Origin of the sequence: Novosphingobium rhizosphaerae, from assembly GCF_050920675.1 — a bacterium.
Classification (GTDB): Bacteria; Pseudomonadota; Alphaproteobacteria; order Sphingomonadales; family Sphingomonadaceae; genus Novosphingobium; species Novosphingobium rhizosphaerae.
The window spans coordinates 3,716,221-3,731,940 of sequence record NZ_CP137861.1; the positions used below are offsets into that span (position 1 = coordinate 3,716,221).

The 15,720-nt window shown below is 67.7% G+C and carries 4 protein-coding genes; all 4 read right to left on the reverse strand.

The window, feature by feature from the left end; translation table 11 throughout:
- Positions 1-100 precede the first annotated feature (100 nt).
- Genes R9J51_RS16845 through R9J51_RS16860 form a run of 4 tightly spaced genes read right to left on the reverse strand, consistent with a single transcriptional unit; the run spans position 101 to position 15,680 of the window.
- On the reverse strand, positions 101-2,980 hold the full coding sequence (locus R9J51_RS16845) for a filamentous haemagglutinin family protein (RefSeq protein ID WP_432787601.1): 2,880 nt from the start codon (positions 2,978-2,980) through the stop codon (positions 101-103).
- A complete protein-coding gene (locus R9J51_RS16850; RefSeq protein ID WP_432787602.1) occupies positions 2,953-13,326 on the reverse strand; it encodes a beta strand repeat-containing protein in 10,374 nt (3,457 codons plus the stop codon). Before R9J51_RS16850 ends, R9J51_RS16845 begins: the two co-directional genes overlap by 28 nt.
- A 21-nt stretch (positions 13,327-13,347) precedes the next feature.
- Positions 13,348-13,824 carry a hypothetical protein gene (locus R9J51_RS16855; RefSeq protein WP_179504170.1) on the reverse strand — a complete coding sequence of 159 codons (477 nt, stop codon included), beginning with the start codon at positions 13,822-13,824 and terminating at the stop codon, positions 13,348-13,350.
- A complete protein-coding gene (locus tag R9J51_RS16860; protein ID WP_179505170.1) occupies positions 13,824-15,680 on the reverse strand; it encodes a putative porin in 1,857 nt (618 codons plus the stop codon). The genes R9J51_RS16855 and R9J51_RS16860 overlap by 1 nt, the downstream gene beginning before the upstream one ends.
- Positions 15,681-15,720 lie beyond the last annotated feature (40 nt).

The window sequence follows — 15,720 nt, forward strand, 5'->3', positions numbered from 1 at the left end:
CGGGTTCGCCCCCCCGGACGATTCACCCCTTCCCCATTGGCTTGCCGTAGATGACAAGGGTTGCACATTTGTGTCGGTTTGTTTCTTTTTGCCGCTCCCTTCAGGTCGGCTTGCAGGTGGGATCGCTGGCGTTCGCGGGATCATCGCATGGATTGCTGCCGGCAAAGCCCTTGATGTCGACCGTGATGATCGAGCGCTTGTCGGCATTGCCATTGCCGGCCTGCCCCCTGCCCTGCGCGGCCACGGCGGCATTGGCCCCGGCCGGCGTGGAAACCGGCGTGGGCGCATTGGAGGGCACGCCCGAAATCGACCCGCTGGACGAACTGATGGCGTCGGCATTGCTGACGCGCGCGGCAATCACCACCACATCGCCCGAGGCACGCACCCCGGCATCCCCGGCGTCCACCGTGCCGACCGGCGCAATCAGGCTGACCGACGAAGCGGGTGCATCCGGGCTGGCCTTGAACGCACCGATGCCCGCGCCCGAAACCGATCCCGCGCTGTCCACTTCGGCATAGCCATCCAGGTTGAAACGCACCGTGACGGGCGGGAAGTTCGACGCGCTGCGCGGCCCCTGCCCGGCGTTGAGATCGCCGTTGGACGAGAACATCACGATGTCCCCCCCGGCAATGGAGAACACGCGGCTCTGGTTCACCAGGAAACTGCCGTCGGTGAAGCTGAAGATCTTGCCCCCGCGCAAGGTCAGCACGCCTTCATAGCCGATCGGGATGGTGTCGATCGCGCGCACGTTGGTGTTGTTGAGCTGGCCATAGCTGAGGCTGGAGGTTGCCCCCACGCCAAAGCGCGTCACGCGGCGCGCGGCCTGTTCGGAGGTGCGCACCACCGATCCGCCGATGAAATTGCCGCCCGGCCCCAGGATGGTGATATCCCCGCCGCGCGTGGTTTCCAGCGTGGCCAGGCGCAAGTCGATGCTGCCGGTCACCACTTGCGTCGCTTTCTTGGGCTGGCCATCGACCAGCACACGCACCGGCTGCCCCAGCGGATGATCGGCGTTTACCGTGGCCGCGTCGGTGGTGAACTCGGCCAGGTTGTCGGTATAGCCCCAGGTTGCCGGGAACAGCGTATCCACCGCGCGATAGGCGCGGATCGAGGGCGTTTTCTGCAGCTCGTTGAAATAGAGCTGCTTGATCAGGAAGCCATGCTGCAACAGCGGATCGAGCGCCTTGAACGCGGCATAGAGATCGCCCATGCGGCCATAGGCGGCCTGGGTTAGCGCGGCATTGCCGGCATCGGTATCGGGATAGCTCGCCGTGCCGAACAGCGCGGCAAAGGCATCGGGCGCGTGGGTGCGCAGCCACGCGGCCAGGATCGGCGCGTAGATCGGCTTGCTGCGATCGGGGTGATCGTTGCCCAGCACATCGGTGACCTGTTCGAACAGCGCGCCATCCAGCTTGGCCGCGTTGGCGGGATCGAGGTAAGTGGAGGCCAGGCCGTCGTAGTTGATGCCCTTGCTCACCCCGAACAGCACGGTAAGATCAGCACCGGTGGGGTCGAGCCAGGGGTTGGCATCGTTGCCCACCGTCTGGATGCCGCCGGCATAGCTGACATTGTCGACCGTGGCGGAATTGAGGAACGGCCCGATATTGCGCCCGGCCTGCACCTGGAACGTGCCGGGGCCGCCCAGCATGAAATTGCCGCTGACGATATAGGGCAGGTTCGCCGTGGCCGATGCCGTCGTCGTGCCCAGGATGTCGCGCCCGGCAGTGATCGTGGTGGTATCGCTCGCCGCCACGTTCTGGCCGGTGAAATAGAGGTTCGCAATGTCGCGTCCGGCGGCGATGCGCGCCTGCTTGGCCACATTGATCAGCGAATTCGACAAGTCATTGCCGGCATAGATCTCCACCGGCGCGCTGTCGCCCGCGTGGGTGGTCGCCTCGTTGTGATAGAGGCGCAGCAGATGATCGCTGGTGGTCACGTCCACGCCGGGAATGCCAAAGCCCATGCCCGCCAGCGCGGTGACGTTGCCTGCGCCCGATGCGGTCACCGAATCGAGATTGATCTGCGCGGCGGAAAAGGCACCGGGCAAAAGCGAGGGATCGGCATCGCTCATCGCAATGACCAGCGACGAGAGATTGCCCGCGCTCATCAGCTGCAAGTTGCCCTTGGCCGAAGGATAGAGCAACAGCGGCAGCGTAGGCATCGTCAGCGTGCCTTCCAGCGCGGCCAGCGACAGCGTCGGGGTCAGCACGTGGCCGCCGAAAATGCCGCCATTGCCCGCGCCCACCTGGAACGGCACGGTCTGATCGACGCGATTGCCCACATAGGTGAGATCGCCCGTGGCCACGGCGGTCAGCCCGGCTTCGGGCATGAAGAACCCGGCGGCGCTGTATTTCGTGGGTGCATCGCCCTGCCGCCAGGCGCCCAGCGCAGAAACCCCGGCCAGCGCAATGGAACCCTGGGCGCTGAGCAGCACTGCTGCCCCCGTGGTGCGCAGGCGCAAGTATTGCGTGGCATCGCTCGTCGTCGGGTTGCGCTCGGTGCCATAGCCCAGCACACTACCGCCCACGGCGATGGTGGCGCGGCCCGTGGCCACGTCGAACTGGCCTGCCAGCAGATTGCCGCCGATCACCGCATCCAGATTGCCGCGCCCCAGCGTGAGCATGACCGGCGCGCTGGCGCCGTCTGCCGTGGTGCCGGCGCTGGTCGTCACCGCGCTGTCGAGCGCCACGGTGAGATCCCGCACGTTGCCGCCCGCCCGGATCGTCACGTCGCCACCCGCCAGCGCGCCGACGCCGCTGGTGAAATACTTGGACGCAATGGCGATTTCGGTATCTTGGCCCACGCTGCCCGGCCGCCAGCGCTGCGACGCATCGCCGATCTGCGCGGCATCGAAGCTGGTCAGCTGGTTCTTGCCATAGCTGGCGCCCGAGCCGAGATAGACCTCGCTCCACACGTCGCGCCGGCCCAGCACATCGCCGCCCGCTGCCAGGCTCACCGCGCCGCCGCCCGTCGCGAGCACCGCCGCCTGGTCGTCCAGCCCCTTGGGCGAGGGATGAAGGCACTGTCTTGCGCTGCAATCGCCTGATAGGGGCTTTGCGGCGTCACCTGCATCAGCGCGCCGGTGCCCACCACGTTGGCCAGCAGGGCCGAAGACGCCACGCGGTGCCCGGCGGTGTAGATCGCCGTGCCGCCCACTTGGGCATTGGTGGACCGGCTCACCGTGCCGGTCACGCCCTTTTCGGTACGATAGATCGCATCGACGCCGTTGCGCAGATCGATGTCTCCGGCCGCTGCCACGTCGATGCTGCCGTCCCCGGTGCGCACCATGGTGCGGGTATAGGCCACCTGGTCTCCGAAATTGGCCACCGTCGGCGTCTTGAGCTGGCCGGTGGGATAGCCGCTGGCAAAGCTGGCGATGCCGCTGGTGATCGCCTGCTGCTGCGCCGTGAGGAAGGCGATCATCTCGCCCAGCGGCGCGGTAACGCCGGTGATCGTGCCCGCGCCATTGCGCGTGAAGGTGGCGCTGCGCCCGGCGAAGAATTGCTCGGCGGCCTGGCGCAAGTCTGCCGCCGCGCCGCTGCTGGCATTGCCCCAGGCGATGGCGGTGAGCGTATCGGCATTGAGCGCCGCAGCATGGGCGGCGGTATCGTTGGTGTCGATCAGCCCGGCCAGAGTATAGAGCGGCCCGGCCCCCGCCGCCGTGCCGGACACGGCCAGCGACAGGTTCAGCGCCTTGCCCAGGCTGGCCGAACCGGTGCTGGCGGTCAGTCCGTAGGACCGCTCGCCCTCCACGATCACGTTGGCATGGGTGGCCAGATCGACCTGAAGGGGATTGGCCGAGGAAGTGGCGCCTGCCGCCAGCCGCAAACTGGTGGAGCGGATTGCCGAGCCATCGGACAACAGCGGGAACAGTTGCGCAAAGCCCAGGGCATCGCCCGAATATTCGCCGCTGCCGGGATCGATGGCATAGCCGGTGGCCGTCACGCCATTGTTGCGCGCCACATAGGGCGCGGCAACCCCGGCATTGCCTTCCTGCAGGCCCTGGTAATATTTGGTGAGGCCGATGGTCAGCGTGTTGTCGGCACTCGCCGCCACAGTGCCGGCGGCCACGTCGGCATAGCTGGCCAGGCCGGCGCAATCGAGCGTGGTGCCGCAAGCGGCGAGCAGGGCGGCGTCATAAACGCGGTCACCGCCGCCCAGTTGATAGTTGATCCAGCCCGGATCGGACTTGTCGGCAAAGGTGAAGAACCCGTCGCTGATGCTCGCGGCAATGTCCAGCCCGCCGCCTGCGCGCAGCGAGAGCACGCCTGCCTCGCCGCTGGCCTTGCCGCCCACGCGATAGAGGAAGCTGGTATAATTTTGAAGGAGGTTGCCTTCCTGGCCGGATACCACGGCCAGATAGGGCAAGCGGCCCGGCCCGATGCCCAGCTCGGGAATCGTGACCATCACGCCATCGGCCAGGGCGCGCGCGGTGTCCACCGTGCCGGCGGCCAGGTTCCAGTTGGTGGTCAGCGCAATGTCGGTGGCCGAAACCAGGTCCACGCCCGGACGCAGGCGCATGCCCGCCAGGCTGCTGCCATCCACGGTGCTGACGCCGAAATGCTGGATGAACCAGGGGATCGAGGCCAGCCCATCGCTGCCCTTGAACACATCGGAGAGGATATTGGTGCCATCGGGTGTGGTATCGAGGAACACCGCCGTGGGCGTGGACGTCACCCCGCTGTAAAGGCCGCTTTGGCCGATGGCATCGAGGTCATAGGTCTTGTAGGCTTCCACGGTCACGCCCTGCGCGCCAGTGATCGTGCCGGCCAGGCGCAAGTCCACCTTGCTGTCATTGGCGCCCAGCACCGGGGCGCGCAGCGTCAGCGTGCCGCCGCTATCGGCCGCCACGAAATCATAGACGGTGGTGCTGACCAGCGTATCGGGATCTTTCACCGTGCGCGGCAGCAGGCGGTTGCCGGTCTGGCCCGCCGCCTGCGCCGCCACGGTGCGCCGCGCGGAAAGGTCGATGGTCGCACCCTTGGCAATGCTGATCGCCCCGCCCTTGTCACCGATCCCCAGCGTCACCGAACCCGCCGTGGCCTGCCGCGTATCGCTATCGGCATAACCGGTGGTGTGCGTGTCGATCCGCGCGCCCGACAGCAGGCTGACGCCGTTCATCCCCCACAGCGCAATGGCGCCGCCATCCACCCGTGCACTGGCAGCCTGCGCGGCAGTCAGCTTGCTCAGGTCCGCGCCCGAAGTATCGAGCGTGCCGGCCAGGCGGATCATGCCGCCATCGGCCGTCAGGGTGATCGCCTTGGCCGCCAGGGTGTGCCCGGCGCCCAGGGCCAGATCGCCCAGGCCGGTGCGAATGGCGATGTCTCCGCCAAACAGCGTGCCATAGCGGGCGGCAAAGCCATCGAGATCGAATGCCGCCGTGCCGCTGTCCAGGGTGAGCGAAGCCGTGCGCGTACCGCTCGCCGCAGGATTGAGCGAGGCGCCCAGCGTGACCGCCCCCCGGCTTGCCAGCAGGTTGAGCCGCCCGGCGCTGCCCGTGCCATTGTCCACGCTGATCGTGGCGCTGGAAGGCAAGACGATATCGCCGCCCAGCGAAACCAGGTTGACGGTGCCGGAACCCGCCGAAACCGTCGTGGACGTGGTGCTGTCGCCATAGCTGCGGGCAAAGCCCGGCGTAGCCAGGCTGGCCGCGCCAGCCAAAGTGATCGAACCTTGCGCGCGCACGTCGATCACCCCGGCGGTGGCCGTCACCGCCGCGCCGTCGATGGCCAGGCTGGCCACGGGCGCGCTGGCCGATCCGATGGTGAGATGGGCGCCGGGCGCGCGAATGCCCGCCGCCACCGGGGCAGTGGCGCCGCTCGCCAGGGTGGGCGCCACGATCCGCACCGCGCCCGTAGTGGCCAGGGCATAGGCCGGCGTTTCGGGAATGGTGTAATTCCCCGCAGGCACTGCCGTTTCGCTGGCGCTGGCCGAAGCCTTGGACAAATCGACCACGGCAGCACGGTCGATCACGAATGGCGTGGTCAGATTGAGCGCCGCCGCCCCCAGATCGAGCGAACCCGCGCCGCTGTAATATAGCCCCTTGCTCGCCGCGATATTGACCGCGCCGTCAAAGCTGTAGGTGCGGATCGTGCCGCTGCCCAGCGTGACCGTTGTGGCATTGAGATTGAGCACATTGCCGGTGGCCCCGCACAGCGGCGCAGAGATCGCACTGCAGGTGGCGGTCTTTTTCGCGGTATTGCGCAGGCGCAGCGCATCGGCATTGATCGTCAGGCTGTCGCCTTGGCCGGTTTCATAGGCCAGCGCCACCGCGGGCGCATCCAGCGTCAGATCGTGGAACGTGTGAGTCGATCCCGGATCGAACAGGATAGCGGAGGAAGACCGCAGCGTCAGGCTGCCGGCCGCGGCCAACTTGGCTTCCAGATTGGCGCCGATGCCCGCGCCCTGGGCAATGTTGCCAAAGCGCAGGGCGTCGGCCTCCAGCGCGATGGACTTGGTGCCCAAGTTGGCGCCATCGTCCACCACCAGGTTGCGGCTGGTTTCCAGCAGGAGCGAAGCGCCGCCGAACGTCGCCGCCCCCACGTTGAGCGTGGCCAGGCGATTGCTGTTGGCCTGGGCCACCGCGCCCACGCGCGTGACCAGCCGCTCTGCCCCGTTGGAGACCCGCAAGACCGCACCGATCCCGGTCTGGTCATAGGGGCCGCCGGTCGTGGTGCTGGACGAGATCAGATAATCGCCGCTGCGGCTGTCGGCCATGGTGCCCGTGGCCACCACGCTGGCGCCATCGGCCACGGTCAGCCGCGCACCCTGGCCGCCCACGGCAAAGATCACTTCGGGCAGCGCCAGCCGTGCCGTGGCGCCCACCGTGATGCGATTGGCGGTGATCGCCAGGGCCGTGGTGTCGTCGGCGTTTTCGGTGCGCGTGCCGCCGATCAGCAGGCTGTTGGCGCCAAGCTTGGCCAGCGTGGCATCGCCGATCACCAGTTGCGCCTGGTTGCTGCCGCTGCCCTCGCCCGAATGGTTGATCAGGATGTCGCTGCCCAGGATGTCCACTTCGGCCCCGCGCCCGCCGCTGGCCGCGCCCATGGCAAAAGTGCCATCCACCTTGAGCGAGGCAAGCGGCGCCAGAACCACCCGCGCGGCGTCTAGCGCCAGGTGTGAGGCCGTCTTCCCGGCCGAGGCGGCGGCATCGGTCGCCGTCTTGGTACCGCTGGTCGTCTTGATGTTGGAGTAGGTCAGCACCGTCTCGCGCGACATGATCGTGAACGAGCGGCGGGTCGATTCGGCCAGGTCAGTGCCGGCAGTGGAATAGGTGCCACCCATCACGATGCTGCCATCGCGCTGCACGGCGGAAAGCCCGGCAGCAGGTGCGCTCGCCCCGGTGTTTTCCACCACGCGATAGGCGCCGGGCAAGAGCGCATAGTGCGCCGGCATCAGCACGTATTGCCCGGCGGCAATGCCGTTGCCGCCATCCAGCGTCACCGCCAGGCCCGCCTGGCTGCCATAGAGATCGGTGGGCGAAGTGCCGCCCTGGTAATCGGCGGAATAGAGCGGATCGTAGAGCGCCACCTTGGCCGCCTGCTCGGCCGGCACCAGCGCATAGACCTGGCGGTGATCGGCATATTGATAGCCGCTGCCGGTGGTGGTGTCATAGTCGTTGGCGCTATAGGCGTCGGTGTTGAAGCGGCTGAGAATATCGCGCGAACCGCCCGTGCCCGAGACGAATTCATAGGCGAACACGTCGCCGCCGCCGCTGCCGTCGATCGTGCCGCCCGCGTCCACCGTGATCGCCCGCCCGGTCAGGCGGATTTCGCCCGCGGGCATCACCGTCAGCGGCGAAGACGTGCCGGGGGTGAAGTAATATTCGGTAAGGTCGGTGGTCGTACCATAGGGAATGGTCTTGCCCCCGGCCGAAACCGTGGTGACGCTGCCTGCGCCGAACGTCAGGGTCTCGACCGGGTTGTCGGCCGTGCCGAATTCGATCCGGCCCAGCGGCGTGGCCAAGAACCCACCCTGGGTCACGGTATGGGCGCTGATCCGCAGATAGGAACCCGCCGACAGCGGCGTGGTGGCGTTGATGTGATCGCCCAGCAGGGTGATCGACGCATTGCCCAGCGCGCTCAGCAGATAGGGCGAAAGGCCGGTGGTTGCCTTGCCCGCCGCCTCTGCCTCCAGAAAGCGCTGCAGATTGCCCGTGCCGGTGGTGGCATAGACGCGCGCGGCATCGAGCGTGAGATTGCCCGCCGAAACCAGGCTGCCATTTAGCACCGGCAGTTGCGTGGTATCGGTGCGGTCGTCCACCCCGATCAGGCGAATGTCCGCCGCGCTGTCCAGCCGGGTCTGCGCGATGGAGGCATCGAACAGCACCCCGCCCCGGAAATCCATGCCCGATGCCCCGGCCACGAAGCGCACGGAAGCATCGCCGGTCGCCACGCCCGAGGTGGCCGTGCTGCCGCTTCGGCTGGAAAAGGCGATATGCGGCGCCGCCACGGTCACATTGCTGCCCGCCGTGGCCGAAATGGTGACGGCGGCATTGCTGCCCACCAGATCCTCGTTCAGCCGGGGGGCGGACTGCACCAGCAGCGCCTTGTTGAGCGTGAGCGTGAACGTGCCATCCAGCGTCAAGCCGCCATCGGCCAGCAGCGTGGAAAAGCCCGCCTTGGCGATCTGGTCGGCATCGGCAGCGCGGATCGTGGGCGTCAGCCATTCCAGCGTGCCGCCGGTGGCCTTGGCATTGCCGCCGCCCGCGCGGATCGTCGCGCCCGAGAGCGAGCCACCGCCGCGCAAGGCCAGCGTGCCGCCATCGCTCCATTGCAGGCTGGGCTGATAATCCGTGGCCGTCACCGCCACGTCGAGCGTGGCCGATGTGCCGCTGATGTCGATCGTCGCGCCCGAGGTGGCCACCACGGTGCGCGCGGCCACTTGCGCCAGCTGCGGCGGCGGCGTCGGCGATCCGCTGGCAGGATCGGGATAGGCGGGAAAGCCGTAGGCCGGATTGGCGAAGAGGGCATAGGCCGTGTCGGTCTGCGGCTTGTAGGCCGCCGCGCTCACCAGCGATCCGCCCGCGACCACCGTGCCAAAGCGATAGCGCGTGCCATCGCTGCGCAAGGGCGCGGTGGGATCGTAGAGCACGGTGCCGGAAAGATCGGTCAGGCTGCCCTGGTCCAGCAAGACCCCTGCCCCGGCGTCCATCCGGCCCAGGAAATAGAGGAAATGCTCGTTGCCCGGCGTCGTGAAGATCTGTTCGTTGGTCTGCACCGTGCCGTCGGCATTGGTCAGCCCCGCCGTGTTCGCCCCGCCCAGGCGATAGTGCCCCTCGGCGTCCGCCGCGCCGAACACCGCGTCGAACCCGCTGCCGCCCTGGCCCGCGTCCTTCAGCCCGATGCCCGTGGCATTGAGCACGCCGGGCAGCCGCGCTTCCTGGGTGATCGTGCCGCCGTGCAACACGATGGTTCCTGCGTTGTAGAGCTTGGGCGTGACGATGCTCGCCCTGGCCGCGCCGGTGATCGTGCCCCCGGCCAGCACGTCCAGCTCGATCAGCCCGCCCAGTTCGAGATTGGCCGCCTTGCGGAACCAGGCATCGGCCGGCACCACCGGCGTCAGCACCGACAGCACGCTGCTGCCGCTGGCGAGGTTCGCCAGCTTCTGCTGCCCCGCCGCATCGAGGATCGCCGGCAGGGTCACTTGCGTGAGGTCGAGCGTCTCGCCCGCGCCCACGGTAAAGCTGGTGGTGTCGAAGAACGCGGAAAGGCCGGTGCTGCCGTTATCGAACAGCCCCGCCACCGTGCGGGTGTGATAGCTGGTCACCGCCAGCGTGCCGAACCCGGTCCGCTGCAGGAAATCGAGGCCGATATGCGTGGCATTGGCATCGCCCGTGGCACTGCCAAAGGCCACGTCCGGGCTGACCAGCGTGAACGTGCCGCCGCCGGCAAAGCCGAAACCCTTGAGCGAACCGGCATCGAACTTGACCACGCTGGTCTGTGCCACCGGCACCAGGGCCGGCGTCACCCCCACGGTAGTGGGCGTGGCATCCAACGGGGTAAAGGCCACGCCCTGCCCCTGCACCACCGCCCCGGCGCTGTCGGTCGCATCGGCCAGGATCGGGACCACGGTGGCATAGGTGGTTTCGTTGCGCAGCGTGATGTCCCCGCCGCGCGCTGTCAGGTTCAGCGCGCGCTGGGCGGAGACATAGCCGCCCGCGCTCACATCCAGCAGCGCCCCGCGCGCCACCGTCAGACTGCCTGACAGGTCGACCGCCACGCTCGCCGTCCCCGCGCTCGCCCCCACGGGGGCAAAGACGCGCGGCGCCACGGTCAGGCTGATCGAACCGCCGTCGATCCAGGCAGCGCCGAGCGGGGCATTGCCCGCCAGATAATCGTTGCTCCAGCGGCCCGCGGTGGAGAGGGTGCCGGTCACCGTCAGGTCGAACGGGCGCGGCGCCAGGCTAGCCTCGGCATAGACCAGCGCAATGTCGTCGTCACTGCGGAACGGATTGCCCACCGTGCCGATCCCGGCCGTCGCCACGCTCGACAAGGCATAAGTGCGCGCGGCGATGCGCCCCCCGGCAATGCGCACATCGCCATCGAGAGCCACGCTGCGGCCCGCGTCGATTTCCAGAATGCCGCCATCGGCCAGCGTCAGCCGGTTGGCCCCGGCCACCCCGCGATCGAGCGTGATCGCCCCGCTGGTCTGCAGCATCAGCGCCGAAAGCCCGGCGTTCGACAGCATCCCGGCATCGAGCGCCAGCGTTGCCGTGCTGCTCCCGGAACCGCCCAAATTGACTGTGATGTCCTGCCCCAGGCCGATATCGGAACTGCCGCTGAACGCGCCGATGCGCATCAAGCCGCCACTGGGCAACTGATAGCGGGTATATTGCAACTTGCGCGGATCGCCCGCGATGCCACTGGCGGCCGAGCCGACCGTAGCCGAGGTCACCTGATACGCGCCGGAAAAGGCATCGCCCTTCACCGTGGCGCCGAACTGGATCTGGCTGCCCACCACCATCAGGGCGCCGGCATCGCGCCCTTCGTCATAGCCGGCCTCGTAATGCGTGCCGCTGACCAGCGCGTTGAGAAAGGTCTGCGTCGTGCCGGTGCGCGGCTGGGTGGAGACGAAGCCGTCGGCCACGCCCACGTAACTGTCGTTGGGATCGGCGGTGGCGATGCTGACGATGCGCCCGTCGCTGGTGATCAGGCGCGTGGAGGAGATATAGCCCGCGCTATAGGATACCCAGCCGCCCGAAATATCCAGCAGCGCATTGCGGGCGATGGTGATCGCGCCCACGGTGCTGGCATCCAGGTTGGTGCTGGCCGAAACAGCGCCGATATCGATGCTGATCGTGCCGCCCTTGGTCATCAGTTCGGCCGCCGTCACCGGCGTCTGGCTGACGGCAGAGGCTGCCTCCAGCAGGGGCGAACCCACCCAGGCCACGCCATCGCTGCGCACGCCGGAAAGGCGCGGATCGACGGTCAGCGTCTCGCCATTAAGCGTGAAGCTGCCGTCGGACGACAGTTCCCGGTAATTGGGCGTGTCGCGCAACTCGTTGCGCTTGGCCGGGCTGATCGTGACCATGTTGCGCGTGGCATCGACGGCCACGTCCTTCAGGCCCGAAACGTCGATGATCGCGCCCGCCGCAATATCGACCGAGGCCTTGACCGCCGAATTGATGGCGAAATTGCCGGTGGTGGCATCGTGGCCGATCACCACATTGGCGCTGGGCGCAAAGATGAAGGCGTTCTGCCCCATGCGGAACACCGAAGGCAGCAGGGCCACGTCGCCCGATCCATCGCCCGAGAGATAGCTGGAAATCGAAGCGCCGATGGTCAGTTGCGAGGTCTTGAAGGTGGCCGGGCTGGATGCGCTGCCCTGCGGGATGGTTTCGCCATTGTCGTCGGCGGTGATCGTGATGCCGCTGGCATGTGCGGCATCGGCATCGCCCGTCAGCGTCACCGTGCCTGCGGTCAGCGCGATCTTGCCATTGCGCGAAACGCTGGTCGTCGCCGTCAGCAGGCCGGTGTTCTCCACCGTGCCGAACACGCCCGCGCCCAGCGAGAGATAGCCGCGCCGCGAGGAAATCAGCCCCAGGTTCACCACCACGCCCTGGTCGGGCACGGAATCGCTGGGCGAAACCGGCGCCGATGGCGTCTGCGTGGACAGGATCAGGCCGCGCACATACTGGTCCACCGATCCGGCCGCCCCGGTCGAGGTGGTCGCGCCGATGAACCGGCCGCCCTGCAGGCTGACCTGGCCATCGCTGGCGCTGATGCTGCCGGCGTTGATCACCTGCGGCCCGGCAAGCACCACCATCCCGCCCGAATTGGCCGTGATCTGCGCCCCGCCATAGACCAGCACATCGCCTTCCAGCGTGGTGGGCACCGGCAGCGGCGCGGTCACGTCGTAAAGCCCGGTGGGCAAAAGCGCCGAAAGGAACTGCGGCTTGTAGGTGGAAACGCCGGAAACCAGCAGGCCGTTCTGCAGGAAGGCGGTGTTGCGATCCTTGATCGTCGAGGCGATGAAATACTGCTTCTGCCCCACCGCGCTCACGCCCGAGGCAAAGTTGCCCAGCTCAAGACTGCTCGCCACCAGCGAATGCAGGTTGACCTGCGACGTCGGTCCGAACAGCACGCCCGATCCGTTGAGGATCAGCACCGTGCCATCGGCCTTGATCGAGCCCAGGATGACGCTGGGATTGGTGGCATTGACCACGCGGTTCACCACGGTCCAGCTCTGCTGGGCCACGCCGTTCTGCTTCTGGTTAAAGACCAGCGCGGTATTGGCCGAAACGTCGAAATTGTTCCAGCTGAGCAGGGCGCGGGCCTGCGTCTGGTCGATGGTGACCGTCACCTTGCCGCTGCTGTCGGTGGCCTGGACCGGCGCCTTGGCCCCTTCCCAGGTGGCGAGGCCGGTGGGATCGTTGGCCGCGCGCACCGCATCGGGCACGTCGTTGGCGGCAACGCTGGTGCTGCTGGCCGCTGCCGCCACATAAAGCGTGGCTGCGCGCACTTTGGCGATGGGGTTGAGGCCGTGGTCGGAAATGCCGTCGGTCGGCACGGTCTTGATCGCCGCCAGCGCCGCGCTGCGCGCCGATGTGACATAGCCGGCCAGCGCCCGCGCGCGATCCTGCAGCGCCTGCTGCCGGGCCACCGCCTCGCGCATCGTTGTGCTGCGCACCGTGCCCGCTGCACTGCCCGCCGCCACGGTGCCGGTCGTCACCGTGCCGGCCGCGCTGCGCATCTGCGCCAACTGGGCATGGGCCGGATCGGGCATGGCCAGGCCCAGCAACAGCGCGCCGGTGCTGGCGCCGGCAAGCAGCGTTCGGATCGAACCATGGCGCGGGCGCAGCGAGCGAACAAGGCAGGTGGACATGGCGGATGGTCCCGGTGCGGATCAGGGCTGCGAGGGAGCGGGAGCGGGAGCGGGAGCGGGTGCGGGATCGGCGGCAGGCGCAGGATCGGCGGCAGGTGCAGCAGGCTTTTCCGGCACCTCGCTCTGCGCATCATAGACCGCTTCCGACAGCGCCTGCATTTCGAACTCGAAACGGCGGCGGCCCAGCTGGAACGGGTCCTTGTGGGTCTGGCGGTAGCGCGCCATGTAGCCTTCCACCATCTGCCGGCCGATCCGCACCAGGCGCCCGTTCTTCACCCGGCAACGGTCGAGCGCCACGGCGCGGTTCTTCTCTTCGGCCAGTTCGCGCTCCAGCGTGGCAATGGTCTGCTGGCTGGCGAGCAGGCGCTGCTGCAAGGCCTCGATCTTCGCCTCGGGCGTGGCCGGCGCCTTCGCCGCGTCTTGTGCCAAGGCGTGGATCGGCATGCCTTCGATCGGCAGGGCGAACGCCAGCCCGGCGGCAAGGAACAGCGCGCGCATCAGAACCGCGCCGTCAGGTCAAGCTGCACCACGTCGATCGCCAGCGGCTCGCCGGTGATCTCGTTGGCGCTGTACCAGCGCAGCATGACGTTGGTGTTATGGAACAGGCCCGCCTGCGCGCCCAGGATGAAGCCGCGCGCATTGGTGCCGCCCAGGTGGAAATCGTCGTTGTTGAACGCGTCGAGCACCGCGTCGCTCTGCAGATAGCGCCAATCGGCAAAGGCGCGCCATTCACCGAAATTCCATGGTTCGCGCCGGCCCAGTTCGGCCGAAAGGCTGTATCCCACGTTGCCTGCCACATAGGGCGTGCGCTTGGTCGGGTCGGCGTCGCAGATATTGCCGCTGCCGCCGCTGCCGCCGTTGTTGACCGGCTGCCCGGCCAGGCCGAAACGGCAGGCATAGGACCGGCGGAACGCGATGTTGCGCAAGTATTCCCCGCCCAGCCACACGCGGTTTTCGCCATAGAGCGGAAAGCTGATCTGCCCGCGCAGGTCGATCACGGTGAACCGCTGCGTCAGGCCCAGCAGCTGCGGCTGCGCCTGCACCGTGGTGGAGGGCAGCGAGGGATCGAGCACGATGCGGCGGATGAACGAAAGCGAATTGCCCTTCTGCACGAAGAACGCCGCCGTCGGATCGCTGGAGCACTGCGTCGCGCCCAGATAGATCGCGCAGGGTTGCGACGGCCGCCCGACGATGTTGAGGAACTTGTTCCAGCCTGCGGCAAAGGTCAGTTCGGTGCGGCCCGCCAGGTGCAGATCGCCCTGCAATTGCCCGGCAAACAGCCACTTTTGCGGGCTAGTCTGCTTGGCGGTGGCCGTATCGGGGAAATTCTGCCCGCCGAAATCGAGCGGGAAGGCACCACCACGCACGGTCCAGTCCAACGCGCCGAACAGGCGCTGGCTGAACTTCGCCTCGCTCGCCACACCGTCGAACATCAGGTCGTTGTCATAGAGCGCCTCGGTCGTCCAGAACGGGTTCTCGAACCGTCCCGCCAGGATCTTCCAGTTGGCCTTGGGCCGCGCGTCGATGAAGGCCTGCTGCAGATAGATGCCGCGTTTGAACGATCCGCCGGCAAAGTTGGCATTGGTCGTCACCGGCGAAGCGTCGTTGCCGCTGGCCAGTTCCACCCCCACCTTGATGCCTTCGGCCACCTTGGCTTCGGCCCCCAGGCGCAGGCGCAGGCGCAAGTTGTTGATGCGGTTGACCGTCGTATCCAGAAACGGGATCTGGCTGTTGATCAGGTCCAGCGGACCGGACGCCACGATCGCCTGGAAATTGGGAATCTGGTCGGAATTGAACTTGCTGAACAGGTTGGATTGCGTACGCACCCGCATGTCGCCGAACAGGCGGATGCGCTGGGTCCATTCCGGCGCGGCCTGGCCGGGGCTGGCCCAGCCTTCGGCCTTGGCCTGCTTCATGATGTCGCTGCGCAGTTCCTCGCGGATCTGCGCCCGCACGCCTTCGGGCACATAGGGCACGCGGATCGTGCCACTGGGCGGCGGGGCCAAGGCCGGGGCTGTATTTTGCGCCACCTGCGCGGCGGGCGCAGCGCTGGTTGGCGCCGCAGGGGCCGCCTGCGCCAGCTGTGCCGCGCGCGCCTCGTCCGCTTCGCGCACCGCCTGGGCGATCAGCTTGTCGCCGTTTTCGCGCGTGATCGTGCCTTGCGCCACGAGCAGGCGCACCAGGTTGACCATGGCATTGCTCGATGGCTGGGCCGCCGCGCCCGCAGCGTCAACGGCAGAACCGGAGGCCGGCGCCGCCTGCGCCAGGGCCACCGGCCCGCCCAGCACGGTGCCCGCCTGGAAACCGGCCACAATCAGGGCAAGCCTTGCCCAATTGGCCCTGTTCGCGCGCATGTTTGCTTGTCCTTCCTGCATGATGGTCATCCGCCCGGCC

Coding starts and splice junctions, on each gene's coding strand:
- R9J51_RS16850 (WP_432787602.1), bottom strand. CDS start 13,326: ATGTCCACCTGCCTTGTTCGCTCGCTGCGCCCGCGCCATGGTTCGATC.
- R9J51_RS16855 (WP_179504170.1), bottom strand. CDS start 13,824: ATGCGCGCGCTGTTCCTTGCCGCCGGGCTGGCGTTCGCCCTGCCGATC.
- R9J51_RS16860 (WP_179505170.1), bottom strand. CDS start 15,680: ATGCGCGCGAACAGGGCCAATTGGGCAAGGCTTGCCCTGATTGTGGCC.